The sequence below is a fragment of the Saprospira grandis str. Lewin genome, from assembly GCF_000250635.1.
GTDB classification, from domain to species: Bacteria; Bacteroidota; Bacteroidia; order Chitinophagales; family Saprospiraceae; genus Saprospira; species Saprospira grandis.
Map to the genome: position 1 here is coordinate 3297842 of NC_016940.1, position 15079 is coordinate 3312920.

Below are 15079 nucleotides of genomic sequence, written 5' to 3' on the forward strand. Positions count from 1 at the left end.
GAATATATTAATATATAACAATAATCTGAGCATATTGGCTGCTTGGACTAGAAGATAAGCTTAAAATATATTGTCCTGCTCCTAGGGCCGATAAATCTATCCTTTCAGAGGCCTTCCCTTTTAGGCTTTGCTGATGCAGCAATTGGCCCAACATATTGTATACAAATAGCTTTTGGCCTGCAGTGGGGGGCAATCCCTCCAACTGAAATTGGCCTCGACTCGGATTGGGCCAAGGCTGTAGCTTGAGCTGAGGGGTTAGGGTAGAATGGCTGCTCACTAGCTGATAGTAAGCCGAAAGTCCCCCTCTGCGGTTGCCAATGAAGTAGGTGGCTTGTCCCTGCCCAAAGGCTGTAGAGGCGGCTATGGCCGTTTGCCAACCCTCATCAATTTGGTCCAAAGGGTGGCTAATGCTGCGGTAGGCCCCCAAAATGTTCTGCTCAATGCTGTCGTAGCTCCAGATCTCCCCAGTTTGGCCACCCACAAATAGCCGGTATTCTTGGCCCAAATCTAAAAAGAAGGGGGCCGAGTTGCCTTCTGTAAATCCTGCCTGACGGGTATCTATAAAGCCTAGGCTGCTTGTGGTCGGACTAGCCGAGTACTGGGCCTGACTGCTATCGCCTGTATTTTCAAAGTAGTTGATATTGCCATTTTTCTCTCCACAAACTAGGTCTAGGTCGCCATCTCGGTCCAAGTCTACCCATTGAGGGTGCGCATTCTGGCCTACATCAATGCCCTGATAGGGCAGGGGCATGGCTAGTTGTGGCGCTTGGGCCGAGCCCGTATTTTGCAAGAAGTATAATTGCCCATCATCCAAACCGACCAAGAGGTCCAAATCGCCATCGGCATCTATATCGGCTGCCGTAGGGACCAAACGGTGCAGGTTGTATTGCCGTAATTGGCCCAAATCATCGTTCTGCTGCCTAAAGCTGGGCTGAAGGTCACTGCCTTGGTTTTCAAAGTACCAAAGTCCAGCCGTATAGTTGTTGCCGGCCTGATAGCTACCATAATGGCCCAAAATGAGGTCCTGATCGCCATCGCCATCCCAATCGGCTAAAAGCGGAAAAGCATTGGTGCCCAGGTCCAACATCTCTTCAATTAAAAAATGATTGCTTTGTAGCTGTAACTGCGGTTGGCTGTTGCTGCCCGTATTTTTATAGAATAACAAACTGCGGTCCTCCGAGGCAAAGTCTCGGTTACTCGTGGCCAAAAAGTCCTTGATGCCGTCTCCATCTACATCCTCATAGAAAGCGGCGGGAAAAAGCTCTACGGCTGCCGCTTGGCCTGTCGGAAAGTTTACATTTTGTTGGTCAAACCAGGCGGTATCGTTTTGCCCACCATTGCGCAAGGCAATGAGATTGGGAAAAGAGAGGTCGCCCAGAATGAGGTCTTTGTCTTGGTCGCCATCTAGGTCCAAACTAAGCAGACTAGAGCCCGCATGACGGCCCGACTGCGGCCTCAGGGCGGTCCAACCGGCCCAATTGGCACAGCTATCTATTCTTGGACTAAGGTCCAGTTCAGCCTGCAAACCACTTTCATAGGCCCGCCCCCAACAGTCATCGGCTAAGGTGAAATGCAGACTATCGCAGGCATGCCCTTCTTCTATAGATTGGTTTTTAAAGTATTCAATATAGCCTCCAGAGGGGTTAAAGGTCAGGATATCAAGGTCGCCATCTCCATCTATATCATCAATGGCAGGAATATCTATGGTACTCAAGAAGATAGTTTCTCTTTGGCCCTGTGCATCACTGTAAAATAGTTTTTCTCCAGCAGTGCTCCAACTAAGCTGCCCCGCCAAATTGAGCTGCCCCTTATAAACAATGATCCCCCTCTGCCCCAGGCCAATATCCTGAAAGTAGCTGAAGAGGTCCGGAATCCCATCGCAGTTGTAGTCTCTTATTAGCATAAAGTGTTGCAGTTCGGCAAGTGGAAAGGCGGAGCGCAGCTCTGGCCGAGGCAAATAGCTGCCATCATTTTGTAGGCTGTAGCAGTCAATAGTTTGGCCCACTCGATCAAAGAAGATGAGTTCTGGGGCTTGGTCGCCGTCTAGGTCGGCTGTAGAGAGTTGTGGCGAGTTGAGTCCGCCCTGCCAAGCTAGCTCGAGGGGCTGCCCATTGCTCCCCATTAAGGGGAATTGGGCCTCAGGAAGCTGGGCCATGAGCTGTCCGCTCAACCATAAACAGACTAATAATAAGCTATTTTTCATCTTCTTTATGTGATTGTTTTTACATTACTTTTTTTGGGGCTGCCCACTCGCTTCGCTCGGGTCGGGCCATTGCGCAGCTCGCAGGTTTGCTCGGCCCTTCGGCGGCTTTGCCGCCTCGGTCTGCCGCCTTTGGCGGCCCTGCTACAGCCCCTCAGCCGCGGGCCTTCGGCCCTTTCTAAAGGTATTGCTTTGCCATCTTATAGGAATGAGGGTTAAAACCCATCATCAATTAGATTTACAGCTAGCAGGCGGCAAAGCCGCCGCAGGCCCAGCGCTGCGGAGTGGGTGCGGCAAAGCCGCAGACCGAGCGGGCAAAGCCCGCGAAGGGCCGAGCGAACAGCGAGCCCCGCAGCATAGCGGCGGCCGACCTAGCCGAAGGCTAGCCGGCCGCGGGCCCCAAATTCTAATCTTCTGGACAAGCGCTCCAGATAGCGGGAAAATCTGCTTTTGGAAAACTTTGGGCCAGATAGTCCCAAGCTTGATCATCCTGCGCCTTAATCTCCTGCCACCAACTGGGGCTAAAGACCTGGCCAAGCTCCTCCCCATTCTTTTCGGCTTCTTTAAGGGCCTTTTGGACCAAAGCGCTCCAGTAGGCTTGTTTTTCCTCGGCCGTTTTGGCGGGGTAGGTTTCGGACCAAAATAAATCAGTACTCTTCTTTAGCTTTTCGAGCCAATTGTTTTTTTTCTTTTCTTTCATGGTAGTTATAAGTTATCTTTGCGCAAGATAAAGAAATTCCTGGCGGCCCTGCTGCCTAGGAGCAAAATACCGATCTATGCGCTTACTCTCTGTTTTCTTTTTTCTCCTGTTGTCTGCCCCTAGTTTGTTGGCCTGCGATGTTTGCGGCAGTGGGGCTGGAGATAATGTGTTTGGCCTACTGCCCAATTATCGCAGTCGGTTTATGGGCCTTCGATATCGTTTTCAGAAGTATTATACAGAGCATCCGCCCTATTTGTTGGAGGAAGGCGAGGCCCTAGAAGCCTGGGATTATCTGCAAAGGGCCGAGATTTGGGGCCGCTATGGCTTGCTTAAAAATCGCCTGCAATTGTTTGCTAGTCTGCCCTATCAGCATTATAGCAATTATGAGGGCGGCCAGTGGAGCTATAATCAGGGCCTAGGCGATGCCAGCCTGCAAGCCAATATTACCCTTTATAATAATACGGATAGTGCAGAATATAAGCTGCGCCACTTTTTGCAATTGGGCCTTGGCCTGAAGCTGCCCACAGGCCAATACCAACGCCAATCTGTGGATGGGGAGCTGCTGCCCGCCAATTTGCAAATGGGGACCGGCTCTTGGGATTTTCCCTTTATGCTGCTCTATAATTGGCAGTACCGAAGCTGGGGCGGGGGCCTAGAAATGAGCTATACCCTCAATACGGCAGCGCCAAAGACCAATTATGAGTTTGGGGACCGCTGGAATACCAACTTATACGGCTTCTACCGCCAAAAGATTAAGGGCAATTCTATCTCTTATCAGGCCGGCCTGCGCTATGAATACCGCAACCCCGATTATCGGGGCAATATTCCCGAAGAGTTTACTTTTGGTTGGGCCCTTTGGGGCCGCCTTGGGGCCGACCTCTTTCTGCAAAACTATGCCTTTGGGGTAGAGGCCCAACTGCCCATTCAGCAAGCCCTAGGAGAAGGCTATGTATATGGCCGCTGGCAGGCTAGCCTCCGAGCGATTTATCTTTTCTAAACAAATAATATTATGCGTTATCTTATTATGCTCAGTCTGCTTTTGAGCTTGGCTCTATTGGCTTGCGAAAAGCCGCCTATAGCGCCCAGTCAAGAAGAAGTAGATCGCTTTCTGTTGAGCCCTCAGCCTGGGGATACCTTCCGTAGGGGAGAAACGATTCGGATACAGGCCAATTTTTCGGCAGAAGATTGGGAAATGCACGGCTATGAGCTCTATGTCTTAGATACGAGCACTTATGATTTGCTCTTCTCGGCAGGCTTGCATACCCATGATGGTTTATTGGCTATTGATACTAGCTGGGTCTATATCGATAGCCTCCCTCGAGCAGCAGAACTGGAAATCCGCTGCCATATAGATCATAAAGGAAATTATGTGCAGGAGTTTGTTCCTATTACTTTGGTCCCTTAGTCTATTTAAAGCAACAAAGCCCCAAACTAACCGTAGTCTGGGGCTTTGTTTTTCTTCCCCCTATAGATGGTTTTAGCCAATTATTTGGAGGGGGTACTGTACCCCTAAAGAGGGGGTGCCGAACCCCTCGAAAGGGGGACGTAACCCCCTCAGGGGGATTCTTTTACCCCCAGCCTAGGACCTATGGAGGTGGTCGCTAGGACCTTCTGAAATGGTCGCTAGGATTTGTCTAGATCCTCTTGAGGACCTCACTTAATGGTCAGTAGGACCTACTTAAGTCCTCTCGAGGACCTCCTTTAATGCTCCTTAGGACCTAGGCAGATCCTCTGGAGGATGTCTCTTAATGGTCGCTAGGACCTAGACAGGTCCTGGCGAGGACCTTCCTTAATCCTCCTTAGGACTTAAGCCCCCCCAAAGCCTTATTTCCTTTCAGGACTTCAGGAGAAAGCCCTATCTTTGGGCTAAAACAGCATGCGGCAGCTACTACTATTTATACTTTTACTTTGGGCCTCAATTAGTTGGTCTCAGCAGGGGCATAGTTGGGAAATGGGCCTGCATTATGGGGGCTTAGTCAAACATCGGGAGTACATCAATATTCCGGTAGACCGTTTGCCGCCTACCTTAGGGGGCGAGATTAACTGGCTGTATCAGAGTCATGGCAAAAAGGATTGGTCCGCTTTGGCGGCTTATCCAGAGTTTGGGCTCATTTTATCCTTTCAAGACTTTGCGGATGCTCGTTTGGGTTGGGGCATTGGGCTGATGCCGCAGCTCAAGTTTCCTTTTTGGCGGTCTGGCGACTGGGAGATTTATGCTCGCTTGGGCCTAGGCATTGCCTATGTATCTAATTATGGCAATAGTTTTAGGAATCCCGACAACAACATTATTGGTTCGCATTGGAACAACAACACAGCTGTGCGTTTGGGCTTTCAGTGGCCCTTGACTTCTCGTTTGCTTTTGCAGCCTTCTTTTAGCTTTACCCATTACTCCAATGGGGCCTCTCAGTTTCCCAATTTGGGCATCAATGCGGCTAGTTTTCATTTGGGTTTGCGTTATCGGCCCTATGCTTTGCAGTCGCAGGATTATCGGCCTGCCCCAGCGGATTATCAAGTGCCCAAAAGATGGGGTGTTGGGGCTGATTTTGGTCTAGGCATGACCGAGGTGCGCCGTACTGAGCGGGGACCAAAGTTTGCCCTCTACAGTGCTACAGTTTACGGCAGTTATCGCTATGCCGCTACTAAAAGTCTGCGTTTTGGCCTGTTGGGGGAGTACCATAGTGGGGTAGAGGCCTTTTGGTTGAGCAACCTGACCCTAACGGCCCAAGAGGCTCGACAAAAGGCGCAGCGTTTGTTGTTTTGGGCTGGACATGAGTGGATTATGGGCAATGTTGGCCTTGGATTGCAAGTTGGTTATTATATTACAGAACCGGTCGTCAGGCTCCCCTACACTCGGGCCAGCATCGCCTACTATCCTTTTTCGCCCCTAAAGCATAAGCATACGCCTTATTTGGCGGTACGCATCAAGGCGCATGGCATCACGGCCGACTTCTTTGACTTGGCCATAGGATTAGATTTTTAAATGAATTTGGGGCTGCCCCTGCGGCCTGCGGCCTTGGGTCGGGCCATTGCGCAGCTCGCAGCTCTGCTCGGCCCTGCAGCCCTGCGGGCTTTGGTCTGCCGCCTAGGGCGGCCCTGCTACAGCCCCTCAGCCGACGGCCCTTCGGGCCTTTTATGCCCAGCCGCTAGGCACTTAAGCTAAGGCCTGGTATTTTGAAAACAGAACAAAGAAAACAGATGAAAGCCCTAGTTCCCCTCCTCTTGTTTTGCCTCCCTTTTTTTGGGCAGGCCCAAAACGCTCCCCAACAGATCTATGAAGAACTACTAGAAAGCGAAGAAGAGTTATCGCCTATAGTAGATCGCTATCTAAGTCTGGCCAGCAGCGCCCCCAATTACGACAGCTATGCGGATAGTGTGTATCAGTTTTTAGAAGCCGAAGCTCCTGCTAAGCTCACTATATTTTACCTAGAGCAGATGATTGATCGAGCCCAAGCAGGAAAAGAAAAATACTACTGGCAAAACAGTTTAGCTTATTATGCTATAGAGCAAGAACAGTGGGATATGGCCAAATCGCTACTTTCTACGGCCTTGGCGGAATGTCCTAAAACAGACCCTTACTACGCTAAATTTTATTATACCTGGGCTTGTTACCTTTATTATAGTGGCGACTACAAGCGGGCCAAAAAGGCCTTAGAACAAAGCTTACTCCAGCTAGAAAGTAAAGAGGATAAGAGTAAAATTTACAATTTGTTGGGGGCCATAGCTTATCAAAATGATGCCTTAAGCGATGCAGAGCACTACTTTTTAGAAGGCTTAGCGCTTTTGCAGGCCGATAGTTTACTCGATGAGGAAAGTGAAAGCACCTTCCTTAATAATTTGGCGCAACTATATAAAGATATGGGGGCCTTAAGCAAGGCCTTATCTTTTCATGCCCAGGTAATGGCCATTGATGAGGCTTTTTATGGCAAAGAACATTACTACTATGCTATGGACCTTGATTTTTTGGCTGGAATACAGGCCTTAGATGGACAGTTAAAGTTGGCCAAGGAAAATGAAGAAAAGGCTCTTGCTATTATTTCTGCTAGTTTGGGTAAGCAGCATAGTTTATACTTTGAGCTAAAGGCCAATTATGGGGCGATCCTGAGCAGCTTAGGTGAAATAGAGGCTGCTGTTGCCAATTATGAGGAGCTGCTTCGGGAAGAAAAAAAAGTAGTTGGCCCCTCCCTAGAATATGCGGTCAGTCTAAACAATACTGCTGTGGCCTACTTTAAAATGGGGAAGCGAAAAAAGGCCATGCAATATATGCAAGAAGCCCTAGCCCTGAGGAAAGGAAAAATGGCCAAGAATCAACTCGGCTTACTACAAAATCAATATTCTATAGCCCGATTACACTACTATAATGAGGATTATGAGCTGGCTAAAGAGGGCTTTTGGGAGGTTATTCAGGCCAATGCAAAAGATGAAAATTGGCTAGCGCCAGAAGAGTTACTAGAGGCCGATTATTGGCATCCTGCATTTTTTGTTCAAAGTCTAGAGGCTTTGAGTCAGCTGTATAGAGATAATGGGCAGTTGGAAAATGGTTTAGACTCTGCGGCCCTTTACCTTGACTTGGCCTTAGACTACAACCGTAAAATTCGTCAGGAGCTTCGACATGAGGCAGATAAGCAGCGGACCTTAAGTTTGGGGCAGCGTTTGCTCAATCGGCAGTTTCAGTTGCAGTTATTGCGCAAGCAGCCAGCGGCTAGTTTGTTTCAGTTGGCGGAAGAGCAAAAGGCGGTTTTATTTCAGGAAGAGCAGCAGTTGGGGGCTTGGGGCCTACAATTGCCCGACAGCATATTGGACCAAAGGGCGGCCCTAGAAGAGGAGTTTATGGCCCTTAAGCAGCAGCGGGCCCGCAGCTTGGAGTCTTCAGAAAAGCAGGCTTTGGATGCGCAGATTGCGCAGCAGGAGTTGGCCATTACGGCCTTTGAGAAGACCGTCAAGCAGCAGTTTTCCGACTACTTTGCCCAGCAATTAGAGACAGCGGGATTGGATGTAGGGGCTTTACAACAGCAATTGGCTGAAGAAGAATTACTGCTGGCCTATTTCTGGTCTGAAGAGGGGCTCTATGCCTTTGCGCTCAGTTCGGAAAAGCTACAGCTCTATGAGTTGGAGCAAGAAGGCTTGGCCGAGGACTGCTTGGCCCTACAAAAAGAAATGCAGGCCTTTACTTCGCTATTAAATGATGCAGAGGGGAGTCGAGAGCGCTACCTAAAGCTAGCCCTTTCGGTGAGTGAGCAACTACTTTGGCCCATATTGGCCGAGCAAAAGGGGCAGCGTTTAACCCTAGTTTTAGATGGGCCGATGAGTTATTTGCCCTTTGAGGCCTTATTGAGTCGGGAGGTAGCGCTTTCTACGCCCTATGCTGAGATTCCCTACCTAATCAAAGATTGGGAAGTTAGTTATCAATCTTCGGCTAAACTGTATTTGGAGCAGAGTCGGCGCCCTTTATATCCCTATAATAAAGTATTGGCCTTTGCGGGCAGCTATGCTGCTGGGGGAGAAAAAGCTCAGGCCTTGCGAAGTCCTCTACTAGAAAACCGTCGCTCTGTATTGGGGCCTTTGCCAGCGGCCCAAAAAGAAGTGGCCTATTTAGAAGCCTTATTTGATGGGCGGTTTTTGTATGAGCAGGAGGCTAGTGAGCTCAACTTCAAGCGGCATCAGCAGGAGGGTTATGGCTTATTGCATTTGGCCCTACATGGCGTCTTAGAGAAGCGGCAGCCCTTTTTATCTTCATTAGTATTTACGGAGACGGCAGATAGTACAGAAGACAACTTTTTGGAGGCTTGGGAGTTGGGGCGTTTGCAGGTCAATAGTAATCTACTGGTCCTTTCTGCTTGTGAGACCGGGACGGGAGAATATCAGTCGGGAGAGGGTTTATTATCTTTGGCTCGGGCCTTTCAGTTTGCGGGCAGTTCTTCTATTGTGGCTAGTTTGTGGCAGGTCAATGACCAGAGCACGGCCTATATTATGCAGCGTTTTTACAGTCATTTGCAAGAGGGGGCGAACAAGCCCATGGCATTGCGTTTGGCCAAATTAGATTATTTGAATGGGATTGGGGAGCCTAGTTTGGGGCATCCGGCCTATTGGGCGGCCTTTATACAATTGGGCGACCCTCGTCCGATTCCTTTGGCCAAGAAGGGGCGTTGGGCAGATTACTGGCCCTATGCTTTGGGGGGGCTGCTGGCTTTATCTATCCCGATGGGTTTATTTCGTCGGCGGAAAGAAAAGGCGGCCTAGCCTATTGGTCCAGTTTGGCGAGCGCAGCGAGCCTGGTCTAGCAGGGCGCGAAGCGCCCGCAGGCCTAGCGATGTGGAGGGGTGGCCGTCAGGCCAGACCGAGCCAGCTTGCTGGCGAAGGGCCGAGCGAATAGCGAGCCCTGAAACGTAGCGCCTGCCGAAGGCAGGAGGCCCCAAAACAGCAGCGAGCTGCGACAACCAGCCCCTATAGGGGCGCCAGTTCGATGACCAAAGGGAATAAATGTTTAGGCCGCAGTTCGACGACTGAAAGGAGTAACGCCCCAAATAGAAAATAAAAGAATGGCCCATCTTCTGAGGAGAGAGATGGGCCATTGCATTGTTAATTAGAGGAGAGGAAAGTCATATTGAGGATATATCCTTTTTCTGCTTTTTGTTCCCAGGGGATGCCGATACAGTTGGCGATATTTCCGTTGCATTGGGTATCTAGGATCAGTTGTTCTTTATAGATGAGGCCATAATTTTTGGCATATCGTTCTAGGCTATAGCGGCGTTCAATATTATTGATTTTATCGACTTGCAGGACCGTCAGTACGGAGTCGAAGCTTTGGCCATTATAGGTATAGCTGCCATCTAGTTCAATAATCTCGAAGGCGTCCCAATCCTTATAAATATCGATACTGCCGCCGGGGATACTAATCACGGTATCTCTGCGGATATAGGGAATGCCATCCCATTGGCGGTTTATTTTTAGGGGGAAGCTCAGGTTGATATAGCGTTGATTATTTTCTATGCGGTAGGCAAAGCTTCCTTCAATTTGGATAGCCCAGACCTCGGCCAGTTGCCAGGGCGAGCTATCTCTTTTATAATATCGGTTGAGGCGTTGGTAACTTTGGTTGCGGTTATCGGTTTCTTGGCCGCCGACTTCCTCCTTAATGAGTAGAGAAACCGTGTCGATAGTCCGATCAAAATCATTATAATAGATGCTATCTACTTGATAGATCACATAATGTCCGCTATCGCTGGGGAAATAGCTAAGCTCGAAATCGGGGAAGGATTCCGTTTCTTTTTGGCAATTGATTAGGAGGAGCGAGAGGGCGAGGAGCAGGAAAAAAGTAGGCCGCATAATAGGATGATTTGGAAGAAGCAAAGAAAAAGGGGAGTTTTTGAATCGGATCACTGTACAATGATAAATAAAAAAACTATTTTTGGGCAAAATTTGAAAGCGCTCTTTAGGGAAAGGGCTTTGAGATGGGGGAGAACTTCTAGGATTTCATTGAGTATGAGGTATTAGGGAGACATTTTTAATTTAAACGTAAACGCTAGAGCTTTTGGCACTATTAAAATCAATTTCGGGAACTCGGGGAACAATTGGGGGTGCAGTAGGAGAGAACCTCACCGCTCAAGATTTGGTAGAGAGTACGGCGGCTTATGCCTATTGGATTAAGCAAGAGACGGGCAAAGATGCGCCTGCGGTAGTATTGGGAAGAGATGCGAGAGTATCTGGAGAGTTGATCGAGCAGTTGGTTTCGGCGACTTTGCGGATGATGGGGGTAAATGTCTACAACCTTGGTTTATCGACTACGCCCACGGTAGAGGTAGCGGTGATGCAAGAAGAGGCTGATGGTGGGATTATTTTGACGGCCAGTCATAATCCAAAGGAGTGGAATGCCTTAAAGTTTGTGAATCATCGGGGCGAGTTTATTTCGGCTAAAGATGGTAGTGAGATTTTGCGTTTAATTTCTTCTGGAGAAGTGGAGTATGCGCAGGTGGACCAGTTGGGGACTTGCCGCAAGAAAGTGGGCTATATTCAGAAGCACATTGATTTGATTATGCAGCTCAAGTTGGTTCGTTCAGAATTGACTAAGGAGAAAAAATATAAGGTAGTGATTGATTGCATCAACTCTACGGGCGCTATTTCTATGGTGCCTTTATTGGAGCAGTTGGGTTGCGAGGTGATTGCGATTAACGATGAGGTAACGGGGCGTTTTGCGCATAATCCAGAGCCTTTGCCAGAGAACCTTTCTGCCTTATCGGCCGAGGTGCTCAAGCAGAAAGCTGATTTGGGCATTGCGGTAGACCCTGATGTTGATCGTTTGGCTTTGATCTGTGAAGATGGAGAGCCCTTTGGCGAGGAGTACACCCTAGTGGCGGTAGCCGATTATATTTTGGGCCAAGAAGGGGGCGGGAACACCGTCTCGAACCTATCTTCTACCCAGGCTTTGGCCGAACTGACTAAAAAGCATGGGGGCAAGTATACGGCTTCTGCTGTTGGAGAGGTCAATGTGGTGCAGATGATGAAAGAAGTAGAGGCGATTATTGGAGGAGAGGGCAATGGCGGAATCATTTATCCGGCCTTGCACTATGGTCGAGACGCCATGGTAGGTATTGCGCTCTTTTTGTCATTTTTGGCGAGCACAGATAAGCGGGCTTCGGTTTTGCGTTCAGATTATCCCAATTATGTCATCATTAAGGATAAAATTCAGTTGACGCCACAAATTGACATCGACCAATTGTTAGCTGCTTTAGAGAAAAAGTATGTCAACTATCCTAAGAATACAATTGATGGGCTCAAGATCTTTATTGATGAGAACTGGATCCATCTTAGAAAGTCGAATACAGAGCCGATCATTCGCATTTATACGGAGAGTGCTTCTTCTGTAACGGCTCAAAACTTGGCAAATAAAATCAAGTCTGATGTTCGCGAGATCATCATGGCTTAATTGGAGGCTTTTTGCTATTTAGCAGATGGTTTTAACAGTTCTTTGAGAGAAAATAAAAGGTTGCACATTCTTTAGGGATGCGCAACCTTTCTTATTGTTGAGTTAGCCTTTGGGGCGAACTTATCATTTATACAGCAAACAACAACATCTTATGCAACGAATTTATTTTGACAATGCGGCAACGACGGCCCTTCGGGAGGAGGTCCTTACGGCTATGCTCCCTTTTTTGCGTCAGCAATATGGCAATCCATCATCTATTCATGCCGAGGGACGGGCGGCTAGGGCGGCTGTAGAGAAATCTCGCCGCAATATTGCTCGGGCTATTGGGGCCAAGCCTTCGGAGTTATTTTTTACTTCTGGTGGTTCGGAGGCCAACAATACGGCGATCAAGGGGGCGGTAGCGGCCTTGGGCGTCAAGACCATCATTTCTACCGAAATTGAGCATGCTTGCGTACGCAATTCTGTTGGACAGATGCAGGATGCTGGGGTCAAGAGCATTGATTTAGCGATCGATCAGTTTGGCCGGGCCGATTTGGGCCAATTGCGAACCCTTTTGGCCAAGGCCGAGGGCAAGGTGCTGGTCAGCCTGATGCACTCTAACAATGAGCTGGGCACCCTCAACGATATTGCCGCTATTGCTGCTCTTTGCCAAGAGTTTGGCGCCTATTTTCATACCGATACGGTGCAAACCCTGGGCTATTATCCCATAGATGTCAAGCAAATGGCACCCATCCATTTTATGTCGGGTTCTGCGCATAAGTTGCATGGGCCTAAGGGCGTAGGCTTTTTATACATTCGCCAGGGCATTCATATTCCGGCCCTGATTGTTGGCGGCGGCCAAGAGCGGCAGCTGCGTTCGGGCACCGAGAATGTGGCAGGCATTGTGGGCTTTGCCAAAGCTGTTGATTTGGCCTTGGCCGAAATGTCGGAGCATCGGGCGCATATTTCGGCCCTAAAAACTTACCTCATCGATCAGTTGCAAACTCATTTCGGAGAGCGGCTGTCCTTCAATGGCGACTGGCAGGGAGAGAGTCACTATAAGGTGCTTTCGGTCAATTTTCAGAGCGAGCTCCCCACCGATATGTTGCTCTTTAAGCTCGATTTGGCAGGCATTAGCGCCTCTGGTGGCTCGGCTTGTAGCTCGGGCGCACTCAAGGGCTCTCGGGTCTTGTCGGCGCTAGGGGTGCCCGATGAATTACGCAGTTTGCGCCTCTCTTTTTCCTATGAAAATACAAAAGAAGAAATAGACCGCTGTATTGCGGCTTTATTGAAGATTGTCTAGTTGTTTTTGGGGCCTCCGCCTCGCTTCGCTCGTCGGCGCTACGTTTCGGGGCTCGCTATTCGCTCGGCCCTTCGCCAGCAAGCTGGCTCGGTCTGGCCTTTGGCCACCCCTCCACATCGCTAGGCCTGCGGGCGCTTTGCGCCCTGCGTGCTGCTCCTCCCTTTGGTCGTCGAAGGGAGGAGCATTTCTTTGGAGAGAAAATCAAAATAAATCCCCCAAAAGGGGGGTGTTTTTACTAAAAAAAATAAATAAAGACCTATTTTAAAGCGCAAAGATCAAAAGATGAACATCAAACAACATACAGAGCAAGAGCAACAACTTTTATTAGAGTTGCAAACCTGGAGCTTAAGTAGAGACTTAGAGCGCCTAAGTCATTATTTTGATGGGATGCCTGGCCCTTTATCGGTGGCCGTTATGCATGCTCGCCGCTTTGATTTTGCCTATGTCAATGAAAGTTTCCGGCAATTCTATGGGGTAGCCGAGGAAGAAGATTTAGTCAGCTTTGGCCGAGAGCGTTTTCTTAGTTTTGTAGAGCCGAGCAGCTTGGCGCATTATCTTCGGCTGCAGCGTTGGCGAGACTGGAAAAAGGAATTGAATCCTTATCAATTATTGGTAAAGATGAGCTCTGTATGGACCAAAGAGTATCAGCTGCGTTTGGCCTCTCATCAGCCCTCGCAGGACGGAAACTGGCTGTTTTCGCTCAGTGTCCCTGTCAATGAGGCGGGCATTTGGAGCCAGCGGCTAAAACGACAGCTCCGAATTAGCAGTTTGCAGCTGCGGTACTATGAGCATTATCGGCGCTTATCGCCTAGAGAACTAGAGGTCCTAGCGCATTGGGGAGAGGGCAAAAGCATGCAGCAAATGGCAAGCCTACTCCGTTGCTCTAGCGAAACGGTCAAACAACACCTTAGTAACTTGCGGGCCAAGCTGCCTTTTAGCAGTTTTCATGAGTATATGCGCTTTATACAAGCTTTTGAGATTTACCCTAAAATAACAGGCTAATGCAAGAAAAAGAGCCCGCTAATTATTGCTTATTTGCTCCCCTTGTTTGTGGACAGCAATCGCTGCTTTGTCGCTTGCAAACTGGAGCCAAGGAAGGCCCCTGGGGAGGCGGTTGTCAGCCCGTATTCAATCAAGAAGAAGAAGGACATCACTGGCAGTTGTGTCAGCGCAAAACTGAGGGGAACTGGCAGTTGGATTTGGCCCATTATCAGGCGGATACAGGGAAGTTGTCTATCCGAGCCATACAGTTTGGCCCCTTAGGAGCTTATCAGTTTTCTAAAGAAATGCTCGAGCAAGAGCTAGTAGAGCAGGCCGATAGAGATAAATATGCTCAATTAAGTGCAAGAGAAAGAGAATTGTTATTATATTGGGTAGAAGGAAAGACGGCAAAAGAAATTGCCGTACTTTCGGCCCGTAAAGAAGCTACCATAAAAACCCAGCTCAAGCAATTGCGCAAAAAGTTGGGCCTGAAGAGCAGAGCAGAGCTTTGGCACTTTGCCGATCGTTTGGGTTTGTTGGATAGTTGATTAGGGATCAATAACTTAAAGAAAATATAACCGTACATTCGTTTAATAGATAATAGAAATTATGCAAGTTCACGTAACCACAAAAAATGACATTTTGGTCCTTAGCTTTGAGGGCAGCCTAGATACAGGAACCGCTAGCTTTGCCGAGGCCGAGATCAATAAGCATATCAATGCACATAGCAAAGTCATCTTCAATTTGGACCAAACTAAATTTGTGAGTAGTGCGGGACTACGTGTATTTTTGGCCACAGCCAAAAAAATGTTGGGCCTAGGTGGCTCACTTAAAATTTGTAATGCCAATGAGGTCGTTACCGAAATTCTTGATATGTCGGGCTTTAGCAGCATCATGGATGTGCAACCTGACCTAGATGCAGCTATGGCGGCATTCGCTTAAGGGTGAATAACTAGGAGCCCCCTAACTCCTTCTCCATGAGCCCCAAGAATAAATTTC

General features: G+C 48.7%; 12 protein-coding genes. 9 read left to right on the top strand and 3 right to left on the bottom strand.

Features of this window, described 5'->3' with window-relative positions; all coding sequences use genetic code 11:
• Positions 1-7: 7 nt before the first annotated feature.
• Together SGRA_RS14545 and SGRA_RS14550 are read right to left on the bottom strand one after the other, a co-directional pair.
• On the bottom strand, positions 8-2203 hold the full coding sequence (locus SGRA_RS14545; protein ID WP_015693521.1) for a T9SS type A sorting domain-containing protein: 2196 nt from the start codon (positions 2201-2203) through the stop codon (positions 8-10).
• Between the two features lie 403 nt (positions 2204-2606).
• Positions 2607-2900, bottom strand: a complete 294-nt coding sequence (locus tag SGRA_RS14550) for a hypothetical protein (RefSeq protein WP_015693522.1) — start codon at positions 2898-2900, stop codon at positions 2607-2609.
• 76 nt (positions 2901-2976) lie between these two features.
• Between SGRA_RS14550 and SGRA_RS14555 the strand changes: the two genes are divergently transcribed.
• The 4 genes from SGRA_RS14555 (at position 2977) to SGRA_RS14575 (ending at position 9137) form a co-directional block, all read left to right on the top strand.
• On the top strand, positions 2977-3897 hold the full coding sequence (locus SGRA_RS14555; RefSeq protein WP_015693523.1) for a transporter family protein: 921 nt from the start codon (positions 2977-2979) through the stop codon (positions 3895-3897).
• Between the two features lie 12 nt (positions 3898-3909).
• Entirely contained in the window at positions 3910-4305 is a 396-nt protein-coding gene (locus SGRA_RS14560; RefSeq protein WP_015693524.1) for a hypothetical protein, read from the top strand.
• Positions 4306-4776: 471 nt separating this feature from the next.
• Positions 4777-5880 carry an acyloxyacyl hydrolase gene (locus SGRA_RS14565; protein ID WP_015693525.1) on the top strand — a complete coding sequence of 368 codons (1104 nt, stop codon included), beginning with the start codon at positions 4777-4779 and terminating at the stop codon, positions 5878-5880.
• A gap of 215 nt (positions 5881-6095) precedes the next feature.
• Positions 6096-9137 carry a CHAT domain-containing protein gene (locus tag SGRA_RS14575; RefSeq protein WP_015693527.1) on the top strand — a complete coding sequence of 1014 codons (3042 nt, stop codon included), beginning with the start codon at positions 6096-6098 and terminating at the stop codon, positions 9135-9137.
• Between the two features lie 339 nt (positions 9138-9476).
• Here SGRA_RS14575 and SGRA_RS14580 read toward each other — a convergent pair whose 3' ends face one another.
• Positions 9477-10220 carry a hypothetical protein gene (locus SGRA_RS14580; RefSeq protein ID WP_015693528.1) on the bottom strand — a complete coding sequence of 248 codons (744 nt, stop codon included), beginning with the start codon at positions 10218-10220 and terminating at the stop codon, positions 9477-9479.
• 205 nt (positions 10221-10425) lie between these two features.
• Between SGRA_RS14580 and glmM the strand changes: the two genes are divergently transcribed.
• The 5 genes from glmM (at position 10426) to SGRA_RS14605 (ending at position 15022) form a co-directional block, all read left to right on the top strand.
• On the top strand, positions 10426-11817 hold the full coding sequence (gene glmM / locus SGRA_RS14585; RefSeq protein ID WP_015693530.1) for a phosphoglucosamine mutase: 1392 nt from the start codon (positions 10426-10428) through the stop codon (positions 11815-11817).
• A gap of 151 nt (positions 11818-11968) precedes the next feature.
• Positions 11969-13099: a cysteine desulfurase family protein gene (locus SGRA_RS14590; protein ID WP_015693531.1), complete on the top strand. Its 1131-nt coding sequence runs from the start codon at positions 11969-11971 to the stop codon at positions 13097-13099.
• A 282-nt stretch (positions 13100-13381) separates the two neighbouring features.
• Positions 13382-14101 carry a helix-turn-helix transcriptional regulator gene (locus SGRA_RS14595; protein ID WP_015693532.1) on the top strand — a complete coding sequence of 240 codons (720 nt, stop codon included), beginning with the start codon at positions 13382-13384 and terminating at the stop codon, positions 14099-14101.
• Positions 14101-14628: a helix-turn-helix domain-containing protein gene (locus tag SGRA_RS14600; RefSeq protein WP_015693533.1), complete on the top strand. Its 528-nt coding sequence runs from the start codon at positions 14101-14103 to the stop codon at positions 14626-14628. The genes SGRA_RS14595 and SGRA_RS14600 overlap by 1 nt, the downstream gene beginning before the upstream one ends.
• 61 nt (positions 14629-14689) lie before the next feature.
• Entirely contained in the window at positions 14690-15022 is a 333-nt protein-coding gene (locus SGRA_RS14605; protein ID WP_041329686.1) for an STAS domain-containing protein, read from the top strand.
• The last annotated feature ends 57 nt before the right edge of the window (positions 15023-15079 follow it).

Excerpts from the sequence above, each read along its gene's own strand:
- SGRA_RS14545 (WP_015693521.1), bottom strand. The coding sequence starts at position 2,203 with ATGAAAAATAGCTTATTATTAGTCTGTTTATGGTTGAGCGGACAGCTC.
- SGRA_RS14550 (WP_015693522.1), bottom strand. The coding sequence starts at position 2,900 with ATGAAAGAAAAGAAAAAAAACAATTGGCTCGAAAAGCTAAAGAAGAGT.
- SGRA_RS14555 (WP_015693523.1), top strand. The coding sequence starts at position 2,977 with ATGCGCTTACTCTCTGTTTTCTTTTTTCTCCTGTTGTCTGCCCCTAGT.
- SGRA_RS14560 (WP_015693524.1), top strand. The coding sequence starts at position 3,910 with ATGCGTTATCTTATTATGCTCAGTCTGCTTTTGAGCTTGGCTCTATTG.
- SGRA_RS14565 (WP_015693525.1), top strand. The coding sequence starts at position 4,777 with ATGCGGCAGCTACTACTATTTATACTTTTACTTTGGGCCTCAATTAGT.
- SGRA_RS14575 (WP_015693527.1), top strand. The coding sequence starts at position 6,096 with ATGAAAGCCCTAGTTCCCCTCCTCTTGTTTTGCCTCCCTTTTTTTGGG.
- SGRA_RS14580 (WP_015693528.1), bottom strand. The coding sequence starts at position 10,220 with ATGCGGCCTACTTTTTTCCTGCTCCTCGCCCTCTCGCTCCTCCTAATC.
- SGRA_RS14590 (WP_015693531.1), top strand. The coding sequence starts at position 11,969 with ATGCAACGAATTTATTTTGACAATGCGGCAACGACGGCCCTTCGGGAG.
- SGRA_RS14595 (WP_015693532.1), top strand. The coding sequence starts at position 13,382 with ATGAACATCAAACAACATACAGAGCAAGAGCAACAACTTTTATTAGAG.
- SGRA_RS14600 (WP_015693533.1), top strand. The coding sequence starts at position 14,101 with ATGCAAGAAAAAGAGCCCGCTAATTATTGCTTATTTGCTCCCCTTGTT.
- SGRA_RS14605 (WP_041329686.1), top strand. The coding sequence starts at position 14,690 with ATGCAAGTTCACGTAACCACAAAAAATGACATTTTGGTCCTTAGCTTT.